The organism is Paenarthrobacter sp. 10L412, from assembly GCF_056395565.1.
The window spans coordinates 46,873-68,357 of the sequence record NZ_JBFTJT010000017.1 but is presented as its reverse complement, the minus strand read 5'-3'; the positions used below and the strand labels follow the sequence as shown (position 1 = coordinate 68,357).

Below are 21,485 nucleotides of genomic sequence, written 5' to 3'. Positions count from 1 at the left end.
GGGATTAGCCCAACTGCTTGGTGATCTCGGCTGCCCGGGTGGCAGCCGCACGGGCGCCGTCGGCGATGATCCTGGGGATCCCGCCGTCGTCGAATGCTGCGATGGCCCGCTCGGTGGTGCCGTTGGGACTGGTCACGGCAACGCGAAGGGCAGTGGGGTCCGCACCTGGTTCCGCCAGCATGAAACCGGCGCCCGCCACCGTTTCGCGGGCCAGCATGACGGACAATTCGGCGTCCAACCCCAACTCGACACCCGCAGCGGCCATGGCCTCAGCCAAATAGAACGCGTAGGCGGGGCCGGATCCGCTGATGGCGGATAAGGCGTCCACTTGTTCCTCGGGCACCTCCACAACCTTGCCGGCACCGGCCAGCGCTGCCTTCACCCTCTCCAGCTGTTCGGGCGTGCAGTGCGTTCCGGGCGAGACGGATACGACGCCGCGGCCCAGCTTCGCGGGTGTGTTCGGCATGGTGCGGATCACCGGCTGCCCCTCCGGGAGGGCGGCCTCAAGCTGCGCGATGGAAACCGCAGCGGCCACGCTCACAACAACGGTGTCCTTTGCGAGTGCCGGGCTGATTTCCCGTGCAAGGTCTGTAATACCAACTGGCTTGACGCCGAGGATGACTATGCCGGAACCCTTGGTGGCAAGCTTGTTATTGTCCGGCTCTTCCTCGCCGGCGATCGCCATCACGCCGTACCGCTGCGCAAGCTCCTCTGCACGCTCGGCACGTCGGACGGTGGCGACGACATCAGATGGGTCAGTTCCGGCGGCAAGGAGACCGGCCAGAATTGCCTCGTTCATGGATCCACAGCCAAGGAATGCGATTCGGTTGCTCATTGCACCATCATGGCAGTTTGCCCATGGAGGGGTCGAACGCTGTCCGGATTCACAGCTTGCTCCCAAGAATATTGCAGGCAGCACCCAACCTTGGTCCGTAACTTAGTAGTTACCTCATTGAGGGTGCGAGTGATGAGGCGGGCATGGGGATGTCCGCCAGCAGCACCGGTGGCCGGGGCGGGTTTTCCCCCATTTCCCGATTCGGCCGCCGGTGCTTTCGCTTTTAATTGCGTTGGCTTCTAATTATCGTGCGAGCGCACCAGCGGGATGCTGAGGTGCTGCCGTGCGAAACGAAGCGTCTCCGCCAACATTTCCTCGCGCTCACCGGCCACTTTGGCCTTGCGGGTTGAAATCTCCGCCACCACAACACCACTGAAGCCGTTGGAGGCAAGGTGTTGGAGGGCGTCGGCGCACTGCTGCGTCCCGGTGCCCGGCACCAGGTGCTCGTCTTTTCCGGAACCCGAACCATCCGTGAGGTGAACGTGGCGGAGTTTGCTGCCCAGTGCCTGGATTGCTTCCAAACTGTTTGCCCCGGCAGTTGCCGCATGCGAGAAGTCCCAGGTGACGTCGTCGTAATCCTGACCCAACGGATCCCAGTGCGGCAGGTAGGCAACAGCCTCCCGTCCGCGGACGCGCCACGGGTACATGTTCTCCACCGCGATGTGCACTTGGTACATCGCAGCGATCTCCCGAACACCCGCAGCGAAGTTCTCGGCGTAGTTCGACTGCCAGCGGAACGGCGGATGGACCACCACCGTGTCGCAGCCGACTTCCCTGGCCATCTGGCAGGACTTCTCGATCTTGTTCCATGCAGCTCCCCAGACTTGCTGGGTGAGCAGCAGTGTGGGCGCGTGAATAGAGACGATCTGTTGGTGGTAACGATGGCTCAGCTGGATGAGGGCGTCAGGATTCTGGCTCACGGCGTTGTTGGTAACCATGACCTCAACGCCCTCATAACCAAGGTCCTGGGCAACCGCGAAAGCATCATGGACGCTCAGCGGATAAACGGAGGCACTGGACAGCGCCACCGGGATGTGGCGGCTATTTGCAACGGGCTCGACGTCGGTGCTCATCTCAGGAAGCCAACCCGCCTGCCGCGGGGGCCGGAATTGGTGCGGGGGCAGGGTTGTTCACCGGCACTGTGTTCAGCGGCACCGGGAACTCCTCAAACGTGTGCTGGGGCTCGTCGTTGTCCGTCTTCTTGTCGCCTTCCTTGACTGCTTTTTTCTTGGACTTGTCCTTCTTGCGCTTCCCGACGTGCGGCGCGGGATCCACGGCATCATCGAAGACCAACTGGTCCAGGCGTCGAAGGATCAGCCCTTCCCGCAAAGCCCATGGACAGATTTCCATCTTAGGGAATTCAAAGAGCTCCAACGCGGCCTCCGCCACCAAAGCCCCGGCCAGCAACTGGCGGGCGCGCGCATCTGAAACACCCGGGAGATACAACCGGTCCTCAACTTTCATGGCGGAAATGCGCTGGGCCCACAAACCAAGATCGGCAGCGTGGAGTTCCCGTTTCACATAAGGACCGGCCGCGCTGGGGGCAGCACCGGCGATCCGCGCAAGGGAGCGGAACGTCTTGGAGGTACCCGCCACCAGGTTGGCCCGGCCAAGCTCGTGAAAATTGCGGACAACAGGTTTGAGCGTAGAGCGTATGTACCGCCTCAGCTCCTTGACGCTCTTCGCGCTGGGTGGATCCTCATGGAGCCAATCCCGCGTCAGCCTGCTGGCTCCCAGGGGAACGGACGTAGCGAACTCCGGGAGTTCGTCCGTACCGTAGGCCATTTCGAAGGATCCCCCGCCAATGTCCAGATCCAGAATCGGGCCGGCGCCCCAGCCATACCAACGACGAACGGCAAAGAACGTCATGGACGCTTCTTCGCTGCCGGTCAGCTCCTGGAGAGTCACAGTGGTCTCGTGTTTGACCCGGGCCAGGACCTCGGCGCCGTTGGTTGCCTCACGGATTGCCGAGGTACAAAACGCGAGCAAATCCTCGGCCTTGTGGCGTGCTGCGAATTCCCACGCTTCCAGGACGAACTCAATGAGCTCAGTCTGGCCGGCATCGTTGATGTTGCCATCGCCGTCGAGGTACTGCACCAGGGAGAGTGGCCGTTTGTGGGATGCAAAAGCCACTGGGCGGGCACCGGGATGGGCGTCCACGAGCAGCAGGTGGACGGTGTTTGAACCGATATCGAGAACGCCAAGACGCATTCTGCCATTATTCACTGATTCGAAGCCGGGGAAGCAACTTGGCGTCCACGTTTCGCTGACAGGCAGAGGTCCTGTGCTCAGGATGCCAGCTATTCCGTTGGCTCCCCTGCTTCGTCTGCCCGTTTGAAGTCGCGGCGGATGTTGGCGATCCCCTCAGGATCGATTTCGAAGCCATATTCGCTTCCCGGGTTGATGACCATACCCAGTTCGTCGCCGATGTTACCGAGGATTGCCGAGCCCATGGTGCCCAGAATGTGCGGGGCCGCTTCCAGGAAACGCTCGTCCACGCGGCTCGGGTGGCTGAACACTGCCAGAACGGGCTGTCCATCGGCGTTGGAAAGGACCAATGGCTCTACGGCAGAATCCGGTCCATCCACTGCTTCGGAACTGATCAGGTAGACCTCGTTGTTCAGGAAAGCAAGGATGACATCTACCGGGTTGGCGTCCGGCTGTTCAGCCAAGGCGAGCTTCGCTTCGAGGTCGTTCAAGGGTCCGTTGTCCGGTGAAGCCGTCTGTTCAGTCATGGTTCTACTCGACCACGATGCCGTCCGGGACGCAATTCGCTTGCTTCCCGGACGGCACCTTGTCTTGTTGCTGCCTTACTTTTTAGCTGGTTACTTTTTGGCCGCGGCTTTCTTGGCCGGCGCCTTGCGCGTAGTGGTTCGCTTGACGGGGCCCTTGGCCCGCTTCTCCGCAAGAAGTTCGACGGCGCGTTCCCGGGTCAGTTCCTCAAGGGAAGTTGAGCGCGGGACCGTGATGTTCGTAATGCCATCAGTGATGTACGGACCGAAACGGCCCTCCTTCACGACGATGTTCTTCTCCGACACGGGGTCCGGGCCAAACTCGGCCAGTGGAGGCACGGCGGCACGGGCACCACGCTGCTTGGGCTGGGAGTAGATCTCCAAGGCCTGTTCCAGCGTGATGGTGAAGATTTCTTCTTCGGATCCGATGGAACGGGAGTCCGTGCCCTTCTTCAGGTAAGGTCCGAACCGGCCGTTCTGGACGGTGATGACATTTCCTTCAGTGTCCTCGCCAAGCACCCGGGGCAGGCTCATAAGCTGCAGGGCCTCATCCAGGGTGACGCTGTCCACGGTCATGGACTTGAACAGCGAACCTGTGCGTGGCTTGGCTTTCACCGGCTTCTTTGGAGGCTTGGGCTTGCCGTTCTTGTAGTACTCAACGGGCTGGTTTGCCAGCTGTTCCTCGGTCATCTCGGGGATGATCTCGGTGACGTAGGCGCCGTAACGGCCATTCTTGGCAACCACGGTATGGCCGGTGTGTGGATCGCTTCCCAGGACGCGTTCCTCGGGAGCCGCAGTTTCCATGAGCTCGATTGCCTTGGCGGCTGTCAACTCATCCGGAGCGAGTTCTTCCGGGACGTTGGCCCTTACGGACTCCACCACTTCACCGGTCTTCTCATCAACGGTGGGGATGCTGCTTTCCAGGTACGGGCCGAACTTACCCACACGCAGGGTGATGCCCTCGGCTATGGGCACGGAGTTGATCTCGCGGGCGTCAATCTCGCCGAGGTTGTTCACGATGCTCAACAGCCCGGGATCAGCGTCTTCACCATAGTAGAAGTGCTTCAGCCACGCTGCGCCCACGGCCTGGCCGTTGGCGATTTTGTCCAGATCGCCTTCCATGTCGGCGGTGAACTCGTAGTCGACATAATCCGTGAAGTGCTGCTCAAGCAACCGAATCACCGAGAAGGCGATCCAGCTGGGAACCAGGGCAGAACCTTGTTTGCGGACATAACCGCGATCCTGGATGGTGGAAATCGTGGAGGCATAGGTCGACGGACGCCCGATGCCCTTCTTTTCCAGCTCAGCCGTCAGCGAGGCTTCCGTGTAGCGCGGAGGCGGTGAGGTTTCGTGGCCGACAGCGACGATGTCCGAGGCCGTCAGGGAGTCATCCTTGGCCACGTTGGGTAGGCGGCGAGCTTCATCGGAGTCGTCATCTCCGCGGCTCTCGTCCTTGCCCTCCTCATAAGCGGCGAGGAAGCCGGGGAACGTGATGACGGTACCCGAGGCCGAGAATTCAGCGTCGCGTCCGTCAACTGCTACGGCACCCAGCCGGATGGTGGCTGTGGAGCCCTTGGCGTCAGCCATCTGGGATGCGACCGTGCGCTTCCAGATGAGCTCGTACAACCGGAATTCGTCTCCGCTGAGCTGCTTGGCCACCTGGGCGGGCGTGCGGAACGAGTCACCTGCGGGGCGGATGGCCTCGTGGGCCTCTTGCGCATTTGCAGCTTTGTTGGCGTATACGCGTGGGCTTTGGGGCACGTACTCGGGGCCGTAGAGCTCCGAGGCCTGGCGGCGGGCTGCTGTGACAGCTTCATCGCTCAAGGCAGAGGAGTCCGTACGCATATAAGTGATGTAGCCGTTTTCGTACAGGCGCTGGGCGACCTGCATGGTGCTCTTCGAGGAGAAGCGGAGCTTTCGGCCGGCTTCCTGCTGCAGCGTGGAGGTTGTGAACGGTGCGGCAGGACGGCGGGTGTACGGCTTGGTATCTACAGAGCGAACACGGAAATCGGCGTTCTGCAGACCTGCGGCCAAGGACGTTGCGAGTTCCTCGTTGAGGTGCACCACGTTGGAGGATGTGAGCTGGCCATTGTCGTTAAAGTCACGACCACTGGCGACCTTGGAACCGTCCACCGCGGCAAGCTTTGCCTTGAACGATCCCGAGTCGGCTCCGAACTGTCCGGTGAGGTCCCAGTAGGAAGCGGCCCGGAAAGCCATACGTTCGCGTTCGCGGTCAACCACCATGCGGGTAACCACGGACTGCACACGTCCCGCGGAGAGCCCCCTGGCAACTTTGCGCCACAGAACCGGGGAGATTTCATAGCCATAGAGCCGGTCCAGGATACGCCGGGTCTCCTGGGCATCAACCAGGGCGGTATCGACGTCGCGCAGGTTATCCATGGCACGGTGAATCGCCTCCTTGGTGATTTCACCGAAAGTCATGCGATACACGGGAACTTTGGGTTTCAGGACCTCAAGCAGGTGCCACGCGATGGCTTCGCCTTCGCGGTCCCCATCGGTTGCGAGATAGAGCGCGTCAGCGTCTTTCAGCTGGGCCTTGAGCTCGGCGACCTTCTTCTTCTTATCCGGGGATACGACGTAGTACGGCTTGAAGTCGTTTTCGATGTCGACGGCGAACTTACCCAGCGAAGTCTTCTTGAGTTCTGCAGGGAGGTCCGATGGCTGCGGGAGATCCCGGATATGGCCGATGGAAGCCTCGACGATGAAGCCCTCGCCAAGATACTTGGCGATGGTCTTGCTCTTGGCCGGAGACTCCACGATCACGAGTTTCTTGCCGGTTTTTGCCTTGCTGGGCACGGTGCTCCTACAGAAAAAATGTGTAATTGGGCTGGTGCCCATATTGGCCTAGTTCACCATAGATTGCAGAATCCTGCGTTCCGGCGTGGAAATCCGAGGGGCTGGCCGGACCCCTAGTGCCCAGGTGCCATGCGGTCATCCGGGATCATTGACCACAGAGTAGCAACACGCTCGGCACCTTGCGGAATCTGGGTAGGGTCTTCCAGTTCGTACTCCCGCAGGACCTCCCGGATCCGTTCAGAAAGCTCTTTGCGCTGCTGGTTGGTCAAGTACAGCAAGTTGCTCGCCAGCACCACCGACGCTGGCTCGTCCGCCGCTTCGCCACGTTGCCGGCGTTCTCCCCGGGCCTTCGCAAAAGCCGATGCCCTGCGCCGGAAGGCATCCAGCTCAAGATCGACCACCGCGATCTCCGGGCTGGCCACGCTGCCGCCTGAAATCCTGAAGTCAGTGCCAGCAGCCTTCCACCGGCGTTCCCTTGCGTCGCCGGCATTTTCCGCCGGGGCAACGATCCCCCATTTCTGGAGCGCACGGAGGTGGTAGCTCATGGCACTGGGCGTCAGTCCGGTACGCGCCGCGAGCTCAGTAGCCGTGTGGCTTACCTGTGTTGCGTAGAGCTCGGAGATGACCTCGAGACGGGCGGCATGCGCCAAGGCACGGATAGCCTTGGGATCAGTTATCTCAACCGTTTTCTCGGCCCTCTTGCGCCGCGGGGCATCGCCTGACGCCTGGGATGTCTCGTTGTTCGCAATCACTTCATCAGTGTAAGCAGGGTCACTTACTGCGGACTTGCTACCGAGCGGGCGCGGCGGCCGTGCACTGCTCATGCGGACGCCTCTTGCGTCTCCGGGAGGAGGAACCCGTCCAGGACGAGATTCCGTACTTCGGCCAAAAGCCCTTCGCGGAAGGACCCTGAATCGAAGTCGTCTGCGCCTCCCAGGAGCGCATCCAAGGCTCCGACAATCTGCCGTACGGATAATTGGCCATCACAAGCAGAAACAAAGCCCGCCAGCTCCGTGCTGAGCAGGTTTGTTCGACGAAGGCCGGCCCCCTGCCGGAGGAGGATCACGCCTGGATGCACAGCCCCGGGACGCTGATGGCGCTCTTCGGTGACGTCCTCGGCCACCACAAGGTGTGCTTCCGGCAAACTACTGCCTGAAAGCCAGTCGGAGCGCTCCACGGCCGCGCCGAGATGGGGACCGATAGGTTGCTCAATGGGGTAGGTAATTTCCTCAAACCGGCTGATGCGTACTTCGTTTGAAGTTTGTGGGCGGCGTAGCCAGATCATGCCAAAGCCGATTCCTTCAACATCCCTCGATGCGAAGTCGTCGAGGTACGCGGCGTACGACTCCTGGTAGTGGCTGCGGTCCCGGTTCTCCGAGGCGTCCTGCAGCCAGGTCTCTGCGTACTGCTCCGGGTTCAGCTGCTCACGTTGAATGAACCAAACGTCCAAGCCTGAACCTTCGAACCACGAGGAAGGCCTGTCATGCCATTGTGTCCCTTTGCGGATCTCCCAGTTGCCGAGCATCTGGGCTGAGCCACCGGGTTCAAGGATGTCTGCCAGCGTCCGTGTCAACGAGGCGACGATCTCGTCACCGGGCAGGCCGCCGTCGCGGTAGGTAAATTGATCAGCCAAGGACTCGCCAGCGCTACGCGGGGTAATGACAAAGGGCGGGTTGGAGACGACCAGGCCGAAACGTTCCCCTGCCACAGGTTCCAGGAGCGAGCCCAGGCGCAGGCTGACGCGGGCTTCCAGGTTGTTCGGATCCAGGCCCAGTTCGGCAGCGTTGAGGAGCAGATTGAAACGGGTGAAGGCGAGCGCCCTCCCGGAAATGTCCGTTGCCGTCACGTGTTCGCAGTGATGCAGCAAGTGGAACGTCTGGATGCCGCAGCCTGTCCCGAGGTCCAGCGCACGGTGCGTGTGCTCCCTAATGGTGGTTTGGACAAGGGTTGTTGACGCCCGTCCTATCCCCAGCACGTGATCGTGCCTCAGAACCCCGGCTTGTTGGTGGGCAGCGAGATCGCTGGCCACCCAAAGCTCCGCTCCCCCGCTGCCGTCAGCATTGGCCTCCCAGCCATACGGACGTAGATCCACCTTGGCCGTGGCAACGCCGGCTTCCAGGGTGATAAGTCCAAGCCGGGCGAGGCCTTGGGCGCCGATGGTGGGGAGCGCCAGGTCAACATCGGACTGGGGCTGTGGGACAGCAAGCAACCACAGCCGTACTATGACGGACAGCGCTCGGGTGGTTTCCACGTCGCTCTTGGACGAGCGTTCGCTCACCAACAACGCTGGAATGATCTGGTCCCTGTTCAGTGCTGCATAGGCGGATTCCCCCAGAAGTTCCGCCACGCCGTCGACCGTGTATGAGATGGCGCGAAGGTCAGACGCCAGAGACGCCAGGAGCCCCGGGTGGTCGCTGCGCGGGGCGTCGTCAGTATTGCCATCGGTAAATATTTCGGGGGTTTGAGTCACATTGCAAGTCTATGGGGGCTGCTTCATGGCAGGCGTTCGTGGTTTGGGCTATGTGGACAAAACCTTGCTGTGGGACCCGGTAGCGTGGAAGCATGCTCAACCTCTCCTCCACAAGGCGCCGCGCAGGCCTTGTTGTCATTGCTGCGGGGACGCTACTGGCGGCCACAGCCTGCCAGGGTCCGGTCAGCGTCGAACATGCCGATGTACAGGCGTGGAAGGACAAAGTTCTTCCCACAGCCAGCACCGTGACGTTGGAGGATTCCGGCAAGATCCTGAACCGGGACCCGCTGGTCAAGGAGTCACCGAGCGTTCCCGCCGGGAATTACACACTGACGATGGCTTGTGATGGAGGAGGAAAGGTGTTCTTCGCCGTCTCTTCCGGTGGAAAGCAAATTGCCGATGCGGGAGCCGCCTGCAACGGCAGCCTTGAAGTGGCGAAGATCAAAGTCCCTGCCACCGGCGCCCTCGCTATCTCCACGAGTAGTGTGGATGCCCCGCTGATTTTTGCTTACCAGCTGGTGCCCGCCGCTAGTTAACCCCTTCCGCCAGCACTATGGTGCGCTTCCAGGCCAGCGTAAAGTCAACGTATGGGCGGCAAGGTGGCTGGCTCGGTTGTGTCCAGACGGCTGGCAAGTGCCGCCGTCGGACTCTTGCTCGTGCTGGGTGGCGCGCTGACGGCGTGCGAGTACACCTATGACGACGGCGGGCGGGCGGATTCCAGCCCCACAGACACTACCGGCAGCAATGTCGTGCTTCCTCCCGACCCAGCCTTGGAGCAAACCGTTACAGGTGAGGCCCTGAAAGAGTGGGCCAAGGCGGCTTTGCCGGAATCGCAGGGGCAGTCCTTCTATTCGAGCAGCGGCTTCCTCAATTCCGGTGAGTCCAGAACTGAGCAGACCGTGCAGTTGCCCGGCGGAACGTACGCCGTCACGCTGGCGTGCCGCGGCACCCGCCGCGTTTCATTCGCAGTCAGCGTAGGCGAGACGGACTTGGTTGACCTGACCTTGGGATGTGCCAATGCCCGGGTGAGCGTGGTGCAGTTGGAAAAGGACGCCATCCTGGCCATCACTGTCGGGGCAAGATCCGACGCGAACTTCGCCTATCGGGTCAGCAGGCTCTGATTGCGTTGCGCCTCAGACGGCTTCGCAGCCTCCGGGGCAGCGAAGGGTTTCAGGACTTGAGGCACATTCTGCACAGTAGAGAGTCAGAGTCCGGCAGCTCAGGTTGGAGCAATTCTCGAACTTGTTGGTGGGCGCGGCGCAGCGAACGCATTCGCCGATGGTCTTCGCTTCGTCGCTGAACTCTACGTGCATGCGTTTGTCGAAAACGTAGAGCGAGCCCTCCCAGAGGCCCTTGTCCTTGAAGGTTTCGCCATAGCGAACGATCCCGCCATCGAGCTGGTACACCTCTTTGAAACCGCGGTTAACCATCAAGCTTGAGAGCACTTCACAGCGGATGCCGCCCGTGCAGTAAGTGACTACGGGCTTGTCCTTGAGGGCGTCATACTTGCCGGATTCGAGTTCCTTGATGAAGTCATGGGTGGTGGCGACGTCCGGAACGATGGCGTCCTTGAATTTGCCGATCTGCGCTTCGAAAGCGTTGCGGCCGTCGAAGAACACCACCTCTTCCCCGCCCGCTTTCTTTGCGTCCACCAGGGAGTGAAGTTCTTCAGGCTGGAGATGCTTGCCTCCGCCCACCACGCCCTTTTCGTCGACCTTCAGCTCGCCGGGAGCTCCGAAGGAAACTATTTCGTCGCGGACCTTAACGCTGAGGCGCGGGAAATCGGCAGCGCCGCCCTCGGACCACTTGAAGTCGATGTCGTGGAAGCCCTTGTATTCGCGGGTAGTTTTCACGTACTGCTTCATGTTGTTGAGCTCGCCGCCAACTGTGGCGTTAATACCGTCCTTGGAGATCAGGATCCGGCCGGTGAGTCCCAGTTTCTCGCAGAGGGCACGCTGCCACAGACGCACGGCGTCGGGGTCGGCGATCGGCGTAAAGCCATAGAAAAGTACGATTCGGTTTAAAGCCACTATTAAAGGGTACTGGGTGTACTAAAATCCGCTGCGCCTGGCTGACAGCCCCGCTGAAGGCTCAAAGAAAACCGGGCCCGCTCCAGGCGTCGAAGTCACAATTTCATAAGCACGGATTCTTCCGCCGACGGGACTCTGTTGCTTCCCCGGGCGCTGACATAGTCTCTCTACATGAGTCCAGACGCCTTGGTTGAAGACATCGCGCACCTCTTGGAAGTCTGGGTGGCCGGCTGGGCCGGCTGCCGGGGCTATGAGTCACGTCAAGAGGGACGCTTCCCCGCCGCGCTGCGCGCAGACAAGACAGGTGACTGGGAGTATTTTGCCCACGATCCCTCCGATGAAGAGTTCGCCAACCTGGCCGCGAAGACTGCGGAAGCCGAAACACGGATTCTGACCGTGCTGACCAACGACGTCCAACGCTATAAGTACCTGGCCGAGCAGCATGGGCTGAATGTCACTTCCGCCTCACAGACGATGATGATCGTGGACATGGAGACCCAGGATTCCGAGGACCCATGGCTGCCTGATGATGACCTCGAACTCGCTACCTCCGAAACCAACGGCGTTCATCATGCGGTGGTCCACTCGGGCGAGAACGTGGCCGCCAGCGGCCGGGTATTCGTGGTCAACGGCACCGCGGTTTTCGACAAGATCGTTACTGAGCCTCAATTCCAGCGCCGGGGCCTCGGTAGTTTCATCATGAAGGCCCTCGCCGCCCAAGCGTTCGAGCACGACGTCCAGAACGGGCTTCTCCTGGCATCCTTGGACGGCCAAAAGCTCTACTCCCACCTTGGATGGGACGTGGTGTGCCACGTTCTGATGATGTCCGTCAGCAGCAACCAAGGTTCCGACCTCTCCGTAGCGTGAGAACGCTTGTTTAGCGGCCCTCGTCGACGGCAATCCCTTCGAGTGCCGCCGTGGGCGTCGCCGTCGACGCCGCAGCAGAGTGACAGAATGATTTGGTGGCTGCACCGAATTCGCTGATCTCTTTGCTGGGCCGGACCCCGGACCCGGAGCAGCTGCGCCATGTCCACACCATCCCTGCCCGCAAGGCCGTGAACGAACCGTGGCCTGAATGGGTGCACCCGGACATCGTCCAGGCCTACGGCTCCCTTGGCATCCACGAACCGTACCGACACCAGGTCCAGGCCGCCAACCTGGCCCAGGCAGGCCAGCATGTGGTGATCGCAACGGGCACCGCCTCAGGGAAATCGCTCGCCTACCAATTACCCGCACTGGACGCGATCCACCGCTCGGAGCTGAGGGTACTGTCCGAGCCTGGAAAGATCCACGACGACGGTGCCGTGACACTCTATTTGTCCCCCACAAAGGCGCTGGCGGCGGACCAATTGGCGGCCATCCGTTCGCTGAAGCTCCCTACCGTCCGTGCAGAAACCTACGACGGCGACACCGACGTCGCGTCGCGCCGTTGGATCCGCGATCATGCCAATTTCATCCTGGCAAACCCGGACATGCTGCATTTTGGCATTCTGCCCAACCACACGTGGTGGGCACGGTTCTTCCGCAGGCTGCGCTATGTGATCGTGGATGAGGCCCATAGTTACCGCGGTGTTTTCGGCTCGCACGTAGCCAACCTCATGAGGCGCCTTCGCCGGATCTGCGCCTACTACGGCGCCGGGAGCTCCTTCCCTGAACCCGTATTCATCGCCGCTTCTGCCACTGCTTCCGAACCCGCCGTCTCCTTCGGACGGCTCATCGGTGCTCCGGTCAGGGAAGTTTCCGAAGACTGTTCTCCACATGGCTCTACAACCGTGGCGTTCTGGGAGCCTGCCTTGACAGACGTCAAGGGCGAAAACGGAGCGAAGCAACGGCGGACTGCCGTGGCCGAAACAGCCGATATCCTGGCGAACCTTGTTTCCTCCCGGGTACGGACCATTGCCTTTATCAAGTCCCGCCGCGGTGCTGAATCGATTTCGTCCATCACCAAGCGGCTCTTGGACGAGGTGGACCCCAGCTTGCCCAGCCGCGTGGCCGCGTATCGTTCCGGGTACCTCCCCGAAGAGCGGCGTGCCTTGGAAAAAGCGTTGCGGTCCGGACAGCTGCTGGGGGTTTCCAGTACCTCTGCCTTGGAACTCGGCATCGATATCTCCGGCCTTGACGCGGTTTTGGTTGCCGGCTGGCCCGGGACCAGGGCCTCGCTCTTCCAGCAGATTGGACGCGCAGGAAGGGCTGGCCAGGACGCCATAGCGGCGTTCGTGGCAAGCGACGACCCCTTGGATACATACCTTGTGAACCATCCGGAAGCAATCTTCGATGTGTCGGTCGAAGCCACAGTATTTGATCCAGGAAACCCGTACGTCCTGGGACCTCACTTGTGCGCGGCAGCAGCGGAGTTGCCAGTGGGCCCGGCCGAACTCGAACTCTTCGGACCCACAGCGGAAAGCCTCCTTGACCGGCTGGTCCTGCAGGGGTATCTCCGCAAACGCCCGGCTGGATGGTTCTGGACCCATCCGGAGAGCGCAGCCGGGATGGTGAATTTGCGGGCCGACGGTGGCGGACCTGTGAGCATCGTCGACGCCGGGACAGGTTCCCTTCTGGGGACAATGGACTCGCCGCAGACCCACTATCAGGCCCATACCGGAGCGATCTACGTCCACCAGGGGGACAGCTACCTGGTGGAGGAACTCAACGAGGCCGACCACTGCGTCATGGTGAGGCGCGTGAACCCCGATTTTTACACCACAGCCCGGGATGTAACTCAGATCGAAGTCCTGGAAACCTTGCGCTCGGTCCAGTGGGGCGACATCACTGCGCACTTTGGGGACGTAAAGGTCACAACCCAAGTGGTTTCCTTCCAGCGCAAGGCATTGATATCGAACGAGATCCTGGGCGAGGAGCCACTCGATCTCGGGGCCAGGGATCTGTTTACCAAGGCGGTGTGGTTCGTTGTGGACAACAAGTCCCTGCATGGCGCCGGTCTGGTGGAAGCGCAGTTCCCCGGCGCTTTGCATGCGGCTGAACACGCGGCGATCGGCCTCCTTCCGCTGGTGGCGTCCAGTGACCGTTGGGACATTGGCGGTGTATCCACCGCCCTGCATGCTGACACTGGGGTACCAACGATCTTCGTCTACGACGGGCACCCCGGCGGTGCCGGATTTGCCGAGCGCGGCTTTGAGAAGGCCAAGGTCTGGCTTACGGCCACCCGGGAGGCCATCAAGGCGTGCGAATGCGAAGCCGGCTGCCCGTCCTGTGTGCAGTCGCCAAAATGCGGCAACAAGAACAACCCACTGGACAAGGCAGCCGCCATCACACTTCTGGATGTCCTCTTGAAAGACGCCGTCTAGCCTGGGGCAGTTCCAACCACCCCGCAGCCCAGCCCCCTTGGCTAAGGAGGCGGCCCAGCCCGCGCCCTGCCTGTAGCCGTGCCGAACAGGAACGGTTGGTCCAGCTCGGTGGCGACCTCCACGACTTCGCCCCGGACGACGTCGCAGGCAGTCACTGTGGCACCTTGCTGTCCTGCCACTCCGGCCGCCACGGCACAGGGCTCACCGGAGGCTATTCCACGCGCTGCATCGGCCGCCGCGAGAGCTGCCAGGTCTGCTGCCGACGCAGCCCGCGACGCCATGACCCCGGCTTGGGCAAGAAGCAGCAGCCCGGCAAGCAATGCCAGGACTGCAAACGCCAGCGTTAGCGCCAGAACTGTACCGGATCCTTGCTCAGGGTGTGACGCTACAGGAGGACTCTTCATGGTGCACCGCCGGGTGTTTCAGCCCGGGCCGACGCCGAAGCCGTCAAAGTCCAAGGGATCAGTGAGCCCAACGAACCTCCTACCGCTGCGGAGGCTGTCACGGTCATCCAATCGCCGTCGCTTGCCACCCCCGCCGTGGCCCCCTCGCCCGCCAAACGCCTGACGATGCCCTGCACCTCCCCAGTGTTCTCGCCGCGCGCAAGGCCTCGAGCACCGGCCTTGGCCGCCTCCTCCAAACGTAGCTGAGTTATCCCCGCTGCACCGGCCGCCAACAAGAAGGCGAGCAGCAAAATCACCGCTGGCAGGGCGACTGCGAACTCAGCCGTTACGGCACCACGTTGCTTCTGCCTTGCGGGCATTTTGATGGGGAAAGGCAGCGGCTTGATTAGGAGAGGTACCGGCTTGATTAGGAGAGGCCCCGGCGAGCTCATGGCAAGGACAACGCGGTGCGAACCAGGTTGAGCAGGAATCCTCGAACTTCCTCGCTCCGCAGGATAACCACCAGCAAACCAGCGAGGCCCACGGCCGCGAGCGTTGCTATGGCGTATTCCGCTGTTGCCATGCCGCCTTCGGAGCCCATGAGCGGGATTCGCCTAAGGGTCGTCTGACTGAGAGGGGTCCGCCTGAGAATGGTTTGGCTGAGGGTGGTTTGGCTGAAAGTGCTCTGCGTGGGATTGGTCTGCTTCGGGCTGGTCGGCTTCGAGCTGGTCTGTCGGCGGATCCCGCTGAGTGTACGACTGCGCAGGTAGTTGGTCCACTTGCTGGTCCACGCTGTCCCAACCCGTTGGTTGTCCAACTGCTGGATTGCGGCCGGGGCGTGAGGTTCTACTCGGTTAAACAGCTCGATCTCCAGCTGCTCCATCCCATGCTCTTCAATCCCGAATTGCACACCCCCGCGGTTGCCACTCTTGTGTTGTGGGGCCTCATCCTGGCCGCTGCCATGCCCGACGGATGCAAGACCGGCAGTATTTGCTGCGAGCGCACGCGATGCGTTCCGTCGGTCAGAGCGCCGGGCGGAGAGGGTGCTGGACGGAGTTTCCATAGTATGTTCCTTTCAGAAAAGCCGGCAGATCTGCCGGGGTGAAATCGACTCTTCCTTGACTCCAGCCGACCCTGAAGCCCCTGGTTCATCCAAGTGGATAAACCCCCGCTGGGACTGGTTGTGGAGGAAGAGTCGGCCGCGTGGCGGAAGAGACGGCTGCCGCGCATTCAGTTGATGCCCTGCGGCCTATCCGGCCGGAAGCATGGCGATGAGGACGGGCACGATTCCCAGGCAAATGAAGGCCGGCAAGGAACAAAGGCCCAGGGGAACCACAAGCTTCACTCCCAGGGCGGCAGCTCGCTTCTCGGCGGCACGGAATTGCTCGCGGCGCTCCCTGGCCGCTTGGGCATAAAGAATGGAAGCCGAGGGAGCACCGGTCAATGCGGCGAAAGCCAGAGCATCCTTCAAGCGCGCTACCTCGGGCTGATGGCGGGTAGGGTTTCGCCAAGCAGCGTCCCAGTCGGCCCCCATGGCCAGCGCAGCCACGACGGGGCGGAGATCCTGGCTGATTTTCGGTGCGGCGCTACGGGAAATCAGTTCCAGTGCCCGCCCGATTCCGGCGCCTGCATCCAGCATGGAAGCTACGAGTTCCAGCATCATCGCCGTGTCCCGGAGCCCATCCCCGGCAGTGGCGGCATCTGGTCGAAGGCTGGGGTCATCCTTGGAGTTAGGGTCCTTGGAGCTAGGGTCCTCGGCCCAACTTACCTGCAGTCGGGCGCGAAGCCCTGCTGGCCTGGCGAATCCCACAAACGCTGCCAGAGCCAGTACCGCCAGGAGCGCAAACAACATCATGTGGCCCCGACCGCCGAAGCGACGAGTCGGGAGGACCACACTCGCCCTGCCACGGTCAGCAGAAGGCCAATGATCAGAGTGGCCACTCCGAGGATATTACCCAGCAGGATTCCCAACGGGTCCACCCCGAGGGCCATCCCTAGTACTAAGCCAAGGACCGGGAGCCAGGACAGCAGCCTCACGGTGGCTTTGGGTCCAGCGAGGGCAGTTTGACGTGCTGCTTCAGAATCCTCCTCAGCTTCGAGTTGTGCTGCGAACCGGGTGAGGAGCTCTGCGAGTGGACAGCCGCTGGTTTCGGCTACATCCAGGCATGCAGCCAATTCCATCCAGATGCGGCGTTCTGTGCTTCCCCGGCCCGGATATACCTTCGCGGAGGTGTTGCGAATAGCTTCTGCTGGGGAATTTCCAATGGTTGAGGCTGCCCGCGCTGAGGCCAGCACCCTGACTGATTCCACTGAGATTCCTGGAGCCGGTTGGTGGGCTGTGGTCCCCGGATTGGCCTCCAGCCCCGGTCCGGGGCTGTGGACGAGCCATAACTCTTCCCAAAGCTGCGATTGTCCGCGCCCTCCTCGCAGGAGTGCAGCGAGCTGCTGCACCAACACCACGAGGGATAAGGGTTCTACCTTTGCCCGCCACAGCCGGCGCCACGGCCTTTTGCCCGCTTCTGCTGTTGCGTGATCTCTCCGAACACCGGTCCCACTCAGAGATGAGGGCTTGGCGAGTCTTGCCCGCATTCGCCGACTGCCGGCTTGGGGCGGCTTGAGCTGGAGCCATGCCGCCAGCACCAGGGCTAGAACCAGCGTGGGGATCACGAGTCCAAGCCCATCACTGTGCGTACATCCGAGCCGACGGATAGGCCCTGCAAATGTCCGCCCGCCTCCCCGGATAATCCAGGAGAAAGCCGCAAATTCAGCTCCGCCCACGCTGGTCCATGCAGCAGTCCTTCGGGGCTACATCGCAGTGCGGTCACCACTCGTTGGCCATCCAAGGAGTCAGTCAGGACGCCGATCGAGCCTACTTTCCGCCCCAAAGGCGTCCGTTCAACATGAATCACAACGTCCAATGCACTTGAGACCTGCAACCGCACGGCCTCGGCGTTCAACCCTGCGAGCGCGCCGAGGGCTGTCAGCCGTGCCGGAACTGCTTCCGCCGTGTTGGCGTGGATCGTTCCTCCACCGCCTGTATGACCGGTATTGAGCGCGGTGAGCAACTCGCGGACTTCGGCACCGCGGCACTCCCCCACAATGAGCCGGTCCGGACGCATACGCAGGGCTTGACGGACCAACTCGCCAAGATCCAGCGCTCCACCTCCCTCAAGGTTTCCATGGCGGGATTCAAGCGTGACGACATGCGGGTGGATCGGGTTGAGTTCAGCGGCATCTTCGATCAATACCAAACGTTCGGACGGGTGGCACAGCCCGAGCATGGTGGACAGGAGCGTTGTCTTCCCGGATCCGGTGGCACCGCTGATCAGGAAGCTCAGGCGCCGCTCCACAATCGCGCGGAGAAGAACGTCGATGTGCTGATCGAACATGCCACCTTCGCGCAATTCGGCCATTGTGAAGGTTTCTTCGCGTCGAATTCGAATCGATAGCAGAGTCCCCGCAGTTGATATCGGCGCCAGAACTGCGTGCACGCGATAGCCGCCTTTGAGCCTGACATCTACGCAGGGAGAGCCATCGTCCAACCGGCGACCACCTGCAGAGACCAGCCTTGCGGCCAGCGCCCTGACTTGCTGTTCAGAATCGAAATGCACGGGGGACCGTTCCAGGCCCCGTCCCCGGTCGAGCCAGACGGACTCGGGGCCATTGACAAAAATGTCTGTGACCGAGGGATCGTGCGCAAGCTGCTGCAGGGGCCCCAGACCATTCAGTTCCGCATTGATGGATTCCGCGGCTTCCAGTGCTCCCGCGGTACCCAACAGTTTGCCGGTGGCCTGCACGGCGGCCGCAACAGTGGAGGGTGTTACTGGCCCGTTTCCCGAGAGGACAGACTCCCGGACGGTTTCAAGAAGGACGGCGTCCAACCGACGGCTCTGACTCCGGCGCCCTGCGGTGAATGGTGTTCCCGTCCGAGGCCAGCCTTGCGCGCTTCTGTCCTGACGGCTCATTCAATCGTGCCGTTCAATTCCAGCACGCCCCGGGCGAACCGATTCACGGACTTGCGACGGCCCAGCTCAAGGAGCCGACCGAGTTCTGTCCCTGCGGCCGCTCCTCGAATCTCCGGAAGAATCCCCAAGAGCGGCAGTCCCAACGACTCGGCAATGAGTTGCGCATCAACGGCCGAAGGGCCACCACGCCGGACCACCAATCCCGTATCCAGGGGTGGCAGCTCGTTGAGGATGCGTGCCGCGGCGACAGCCGGTTTCAGGTGGGCTGTGGTCATCAACAGGATCTTCTCGCAGTCCCAGGCAAAGGTTCGCAGGCATTCCTCACTGCGCCCGATGTCCACCACAACGAGTTCGAAACTTCGTCGCGCCGCATCCATGACAGCGGCCACAGAACCGGTATCCGGTGTTGTGAACGCTTCACGTGTACCCGGCCATGACAGGAACGCGAAGCCACCGGCCACTGGCAGGGAGTCCCTGAATTGGACGGGATCAATGCTTCCCCGCGTTTCGGCGAAGTCCGGCCAGCGCAAGCCGGCCAGCTCTTGAACAGTAATTGCCAGTTCCAGGCCCCCACCCCGGGGATCTCCGTCCATCAGCATGGTGCTGATGCCGTCACCCGCCGCTGCCTGGGCAAGCCAAATTGCTGTGGTGGAGGCTCCAGCCCCGCCGCAACCTCCCACGATCCCGATAACGAACCCGCCCGGTTCCGGCGAACCGGACACACTCAAGTACTCGGCCAACCAGTTTGCGGCCTCGGGAAGGACAGCTACGCGCTCTGCGCCCAGGGCAGCAGCCAGCCGCCACAACCCATCGCCCTCAGCAGACCTGCCCAGTAAGACAGTGGGCGCCTGCCTTCGAGGCGGCAGCTCGCGGATGTCGCTGCCCACCAGGACAACGTCGGCGCCATCCCAGCCATGCATTGCCGCTCCTACGTCGGCGGCCAACTCGAGGCTGCCACCCGCGGCAGCGACGATTCTTCGCGCCTCTTCCTGAAGGTAGGCGTCGCCGGTGACGAGGAGGATATCGGCAGCTTCCCCCGGCATCCAGGAATCGTCCGCAGCCTGCCCCACGAGTTCGTTTCTGGACCGTCTGTGCCCAAGATGTCGCTTGCTCATGAAGTCACTTTCCCGGCGTCGAAGCCTGGAACATAAGCTCTCAAACGCCCCATGTGGACAACCGAACTCAAACAAGGGGTGTGGAGGAACAGTTGATGTACTCCCACAGGGCAGAATGGACACCATGTATTTGCTGCTCGCCGCCCATCCGGACGGCGCAGCCATACAGAGAGTCTCTCCGACGGGGAAGGCCACCACCGACCCTCGCGTCGTCGCGCGAGGTGAGCTACCCGGCGTCGTCCGTGAACTGGAAAGCCAGCGGCCCCGCTGGGTGTGGCATCGCGCGCAGGACTGCTACCCGGAACTCCTGAGGAACGGCGTGAAACTGGAGCGCTGCCACGACCTCGCACTCTGCGGAGCTATCCTGGCGCACTCCTCTTTCACTGCGCACACAGACTACGCAAAGAACGCTGAAAAGCTCACGCAGGACGACGATTCAACGCCGCCCCGCGCACTGCAGCCCCCACCCCCGCCCGCCGATCAGGGCGCACTCTTCGAGGACTTCACCCCGACATCCAAAAGTCCGGGGCTGGCTGAACTGCGGGATGAGTTTGCTGCGCAACAGCACGCGATCGCCCAGGTCCCTGCAGACGACCAACGGAAGCAACGCTTGCAATTGCTGCTCGCGGCCGAGTCCGCCTGTGCAATCGTTGCGGTGGAAATGCAACACGCCGGCGTTCCCTGGCGGGAGGAGGTGCACGAACAGATTCTTGCCGACGTACTCGGGCCCCGTCCGCCACTTGGCCACAGGCCCCGGGCACTTGAGATGCTGTGCAACGAGCTGCGGGAGATCCTCACATCACCAAGCCTGAACCCGGACTCCCCCCAGGACCTTATGCGGGCCCTTCATCGGAACGGAATCGAAGTCAAAAGCACCCGGCAATGGGAGCTCCAGGAATCCAAACACCCTGCGATCCAGCCCCTGCTTGCGTACAAGAAGCTCTCCCGCCTGCACACCGCGAATGGTTGGGCATGGCTGGATGCTTGGGTCCAGGATGGCCGGTTCCACCCCGAGTATGTGGTGGGAGGCGTGGTGTCCGGCAGGTGGGCCTCCCGCGGCGGAGGTGCGTTGCAGATTCCCCGGAATATCCGTGCCGCAGTCCGTGCGGACCCTGGCCACAAGCTCATCGTCGCCGATGCCTCCCAACTGGAACCTCGCGTCCTTGTAGCGCTCGCCCAGGACACAAAGATGGCCGAAGCCGCGCGGGACAAAGACCTTTACGCCGGTATAGCAGCCCAAGGCTTCGGCGGGGATCGGTCCAAGGCGAAGGTTGCGCTGCTCGGCGCCATTTACGGCGCCACCACCGGTGAATCGGGCAGACTCATGCCGCAGTTGGCCCGGACATATCCGCGAGCGGTGGGCTTTGTTGAGCAAGCAGCGAGGGAAGGCGAGGCAGGCCGGACCGTCACCACCCGTTTGGGACGAAGCAGCCCACCGCCGTCCCACGGCTGGCTGCGAAGCCAACAGTCCACCACCGCCGAGGAGCAGCGGCGAGCCGACAACCTGGCGCGCTCCCGTGGCCGCTTCACGCGAAACTTCGTGGTCCAGGGTTCGGCCGCGGAATGGGCCTCCTGCTGGTTGGCGGAATTACGACGGCGGCTGCGCGCCTTGGATGCCGAAGGCTCACCCTCAGGGGAACTCGTCTTCTTCCTCCACGACGAAGTAATGGTCCATGCCCGGGATGAAGCCATAGACGCCTGCATCCAGGCGATCGAGGAGTCCGCAAACGCAGCGAAAGAGCTTATGTTCGGCCGGATTCCGGTCGAATTCCCGGTGAGTGTCGCCGTCGTCGATTCTTACGACAAAGCGAAGTAGGCACCTGCTTGTCCCCC

At 62.0% G+C, this 21,485-nt stretch carries 19 protein-coding genes and 1 pseudogene; 5 read left to right on the top strand and 15 right to left on the bottom strand.

Going from position 1 to position 21,485, the window contains the following annotated elements; all coding sequences use genetic code 11:
• Positions 1 to 4: 4 nt before the first annotated feature.
• The 7 genes from proC to AC1DD7_RS20795 form a co-directional block, all read right to left on the bottom strand.
• Positions 5 to 835: a pyrroline-5-carboxylate reductase gene (gene proC / locus AC1DD7_RS20825; RefSeq protein ID WP_477516419.1), complete on the bottom strand. Its 831-nt coding sequence runs from the start codon at positions 833 to 835 to the stop codon at positions 5 to 7.
• A 239-nt stretch (positions 836 to 1,074) separates the two neighbouring features.
• On the bottom strand, positions 1,075 to 1,908 hold the full coding sequence (locus AC1DD7_RS20820) for a sugar phosphate isomerase/epimerase family protein (protein ID WP_477516418.1): 834 nt from the start codon (positions 1,906 to 1,908) through the stop codon (positions 1,075 to 1,077).
• Between the two features lies 1 nt (position 1,909).
• Positions 1,910 to 3,046, bottom strand: coding sequence for a Ppx/GppA phosphatase family protein (locus tag AC1DD7_RS20815; protein ID WP_477516417.1), 1,137 nt, complete (start codon positions 3,044 to 3,046; stop codon positions 1,910 to 1,912).
• 89 nt (positions 3,047 to 3,135) lie between these two features.
• A complete protein-coding gene (locus tag AC1DD7_RS20810; protein WP_224165298.1) occupies positions 3,136 to 3,570 on the bottom strand; it encodes an SseB family protein in 435 nt (144 codons plus the stop codon).
• Positions 3,571 to 3,660: 90 nt separating this feature from the next.
• The gene (gene topA / locus AC1DD7_RS20805; protein ID WP_477516416.1) at positions 3,661 to 6,384 is read right to left on the bottom strand and encodes a type I DNA topoisomerase; all 2,724 of its coding nucleotides are present in this window, start codon (positions 6,382 to 6,384) and stop codon (positions 3,661 to 3,663) included.
• 113 nt (positions 6,385 to 6,497) lie between these two features.
• Entirely contained in the window at positions 6,498 to 7,208 is a 711-nt protein-coding gene (locus tag AC1DD7_RS20800; RefSeq protein ID WP_477516415.1) for an ArsR/SmtB family transcription factor, read from the bottom strand.
• Entirely contained in the window at positions 7,205 to 8,854 is a 1,650-nt protein-coding gene (locus AC1DD7_RS20795; protein ID WP_477516414.1) for a DUF7059 domain-containing protein, read from the bottom strand. The genes AC1DD7_RS20800 and AC1DD7_RS20795 overlap by 4 nt, the downstream gene beginning before the upstream one ends.
• Before the next feature lie 92 nt (positions 8,855 to 8,946).
• Here AC1DD7_RS20795 and AC1DD7_RS20790 point away from each other — a divergent pair, with 92 nt between their 5' ends.
• Together AC1DD7_RS20790 and AC1DD7_RS20785 are read left to right on the top strand one after the other, a co-directional pair.
• Entirely contained in the window at positions 8,947 to 9,390 is a 444-nt protein-coding gene (locus AC1DD7_RS20790; RefSeq protein WP_477516413.1) for a hypothetical protein, read from the top strand.
• Positions 9,391 to 9,441: 51 nt separating this feature from the next.
• The gene (locus tag AC1DD7_RS20785) at positions 9,442 to 9,975 is read left to right on the top strand and encodes a DUF6023 family protein (protein WP_477516412.1); all 534 of its coding nucleotides are present in this window, start codon (positions 9,442 to 9,444) and stop codon (positions 9,973 to 9,975) included.
• Between the two features lie 12 nt (positions 9,976 to 9,987).
• On the opposite strand, the gene trhO is transcribed toward AC1DD7_RS20785, so the two are convergent.
• Positions 9,988 to 10,884 carry an oxygen-dependent tRNA uridine(34) hydroxylase TrhO gene (trhO, locus tag AC1DD7_RS20780; protein ID WP_477516411.1) on the bottom strand — a complete coding sequence of 299 codons (897 nt, stop codon included), beginning with the start codon at positions 10,882 to 10,884 and terminating at the stop codon, positions 9,988 to 9,990.
• Between the two features lie 171 nt (positions 10,885 to 11,055).
• On the opposite strand from trhO, the gene AC1DD7_RS20775 reads away from it, so the two are divergent.
• Both AC1DD7_RS20775 and AC1DD7_RS20770 read left to right on the top strand, forming a co-directional pair.
• Positions 11,056 to 11,751, top strand: a complete 696-nt coding sequence (locus AC1DD7_RS20775; protein WP_431116569.1) for a GNAT family N-acetyltransferase — start codon at positions 11,056 to 11,058, stop codon at positions 11,749 to 11,751.
• 95 nt (positions 11,752 to 11,846) lie between these two features.
• Entirely contained in the window at positions 11,847 to 14,189 is a 2,343-nt protein-coding gene (locus AC1DD7_RS20770) for a DEAD/DEAH box helicase (RefSeq protein WP_477516410.1), read from the top strand.
• 41 nt (positions 14,190 to 14,230) lie between these two features.
• On the opposite strand, the gene AC1DD7_RS20765 is transcribed toward AC1DD7_RS20770, so the two are convergent.
• From AC1DD7_RS20765 to ssd, 7 genes and pseudogenes are all read right to left on the bottom strand, one after another.
• Positions 14,231 to 14,593 carry an Rv3654c family TadE-like protein gene (locus AC1DD7_RS20765; RefSeq protein ID WP_477516409.1) on the bottom strand — a complete coding sequence of 121 codons (363 nt, stop codon included), beginning with the start codon at positions 14,591 to 14,593 and terminating at the stop codon, positions 14,231 to 14,233.
• Positions 14,590 to 14,952 carry a TadE family type IV pilus minor pilin gene (locus AC1DD7_RS20760; RefSeq protein ID WP_477516408.1) on the bottom strand — a complete coding sequence of 121 codons (363 nt, stop codon included), beginning with the start codon at positions 14,950 to 14,952 and terminating at the stop codon, positions 14,590 to 14,592. Before AC1DD7_RS20760 ends, AC1DD7_RS20765 begins: the two co-directional genes overlap by 4 nt.
• A gap of 68 nt (positions 14,953 to 15,020) precedes the next feature.
• Positions 15,021 to 15,185 (bottom strand): annotated as a pseudogene (locus AC1DD7_RS20755) (DUF4244 domain-containing protein); the annotation flags it as partial.
• A 636-nt stretch (positions 15,186 to 15,821) separates the two neighbouring features.
• On the bottom strand, positions 15,822 to 16,427 hold the full coding sequence (locus tag AC1DD7_RS20750) for a type II secretion system F family protein (RefSeq protein WP_477516407.1): 606 nt from the start codon (positions 16,425 to 16,427) through the stop codon (positions 15,822 to 15,824).
• Positions 16,424 to 16,882 carry a type II secretion system F family protein gene (locus AC1DD7_RS20745; protein ID WP_477516406.1) on the bottom strand — a complete coding sequence of 153 codons (459 nt, stop codon included), beginning with the start codon at positions 16,880 to 16,882 and terminating at the stop codon, positions 16,424 to 16,426. The genes AC1DD7_RS20750 and AC1DD7_RS20745 overlap by 4 nt, the downstream gene beginning before the upstream one ends.
• A 353-nt stretch (positions 16,883 to 17,235) precedes the next feature.
• Positions 17,236 to 18,537, bottom strand: a complete 1,302-nt coding sequence (locus AC1DD7_RS20740; RefSeq protein ID WP_477516405.1) for a TadA family conjugal transfer-associated ATPase — start codon at positions 18,535 to 18,537, stop codon at positions 17,236 to 17,238.
• Positions 18,534 to 19,652, bottom strand: a complete 1,119-nt coding sequence (gene ssd, locus AC1DD7_RS20735) for a septum site-determining protein Ssd (protein ID WP_477516404.1) — start codon at positions 19,650 to 19,652, stop codon at positions 18,534 to 18,536. Before ssd ends, AC1DD7_RS20740 begins: the two co-directional genes overlap by 4 nt.
• A gap of 124 nt (positions 19,653 to 19,776) precedes the next feature.
• On the opposite strand from ssd, the gene AC1DD7_RS20730 reads away from it, so the two are divergent.
• A complete protein-coding gene (locus AC1DD7_RS20730; protein WP_477516403.1) occupies positions 19,777 to 21,468 on the top strand; it encodes a bifunctional 3'-5' exonuclease/DNA polymerase in 1,692 nt (563 codons plus the stop codon).
• Positions 21,469 to 21,485 lie beyond the last annotated feature (17 nt).

Coding starts and splice junctions, on each gene's coding strand:
- proC (WP_477516419.1), bottom strand. CDS start 835: ATGAGCAACCGAATCGCATTCCTTGGCTGTGGATCCATGAACGAGGCA.
- AC1DD7_RS20820 (WP_477516418.1), bottom strand. CDS start 1,908: ATGAGCACCGACGTCGAGCCCGTTGCAAATAGCCGCCACATCCCGGTG.
- AC1DD7_RS20815 (WP_477516417.1), bottom strand. CDS start 3,046: ATGCGTCTTGGCGTTCTCGATATCGGTTCAAACACCGTCCACCTGCTG.
- AC1DD7_RS20810 (WP_224165298.1), bottom strand. CDS start 3,570: ATGACTGAACAGACGGCTTCACCGGACAACGGACCCTTGAACGACCTC.
- AC1DD7_RS20800 (WP_477516415.1), bottom strand. CDS start 7,208: ATGAGCAGTGCACGGCCGCCGCGCCCGCTCGGTAGCAAGTCCGCAGTA.
- AC1DD7_RS20790 (WP_477516413.1), top strand. CDS start 8,947: ATGCTCAACCTCTCCTCCACAAGGCGCCGCGCAGGCCTTGTTGTCATT.
- AC1DD7_RS20785 (WP_477516412.1), top strand. CDS start 9,442: ATGGGCGGCAAGGTGGCTGGCTCGGTTGTGTCCAGACGGCTGGCAAGT.
- AC1DD7_RS20775 (WP_431116569.1), top strand. CDS start 11,056: ATGAGTCCAGACGCCTTGGTTGAAGACATCGCGCACCTCTTGGAAGTC.
- AC1DD7_RS20765 (WP_477516409.1), bottom strand. CDS start 14,593: ATGAAGAGTCCTCCTGTAGCGTCACACCCTGAGCAAGGATCCGGTACA.
- AC1DD7_RS20760 (WP_477516408.1), bottom strand. CDS start 14,952: ATGCCCGCAAGGCAGAAGCAACGTGGTGCCGTAACGGCTGAGTTCGCA.
- AC1DD7_RS20750 (WP_477516407.1), bottom strand. CDS start 16,427: ATGATGTTGTTTGCGCTCCTGGCGGTACTGGCTCTGGCAGCGTTTGTG.
- AC1DD7_RS20740 (WP_477516405.1), bottom strand. CDS start 18,537: ATGAGCCGTCAGGACAGAAGCGCGCAAGGCTGGCCTCGGACGGGAACA.
- ssd (WP_477516404.1), bottom strand. CDS start 19,652: ATGAGCAAGCGACATCTTGGGCACAGACGGTCCAGAAACGAACTCGTG.
- AC1DD7_RS20730 (WP_477516403.1), top strand. CDS start 19,777: ATGTATTTGCTGCTCGCCGCCCATCCGGACGGCGCAGCCATACAGAGA.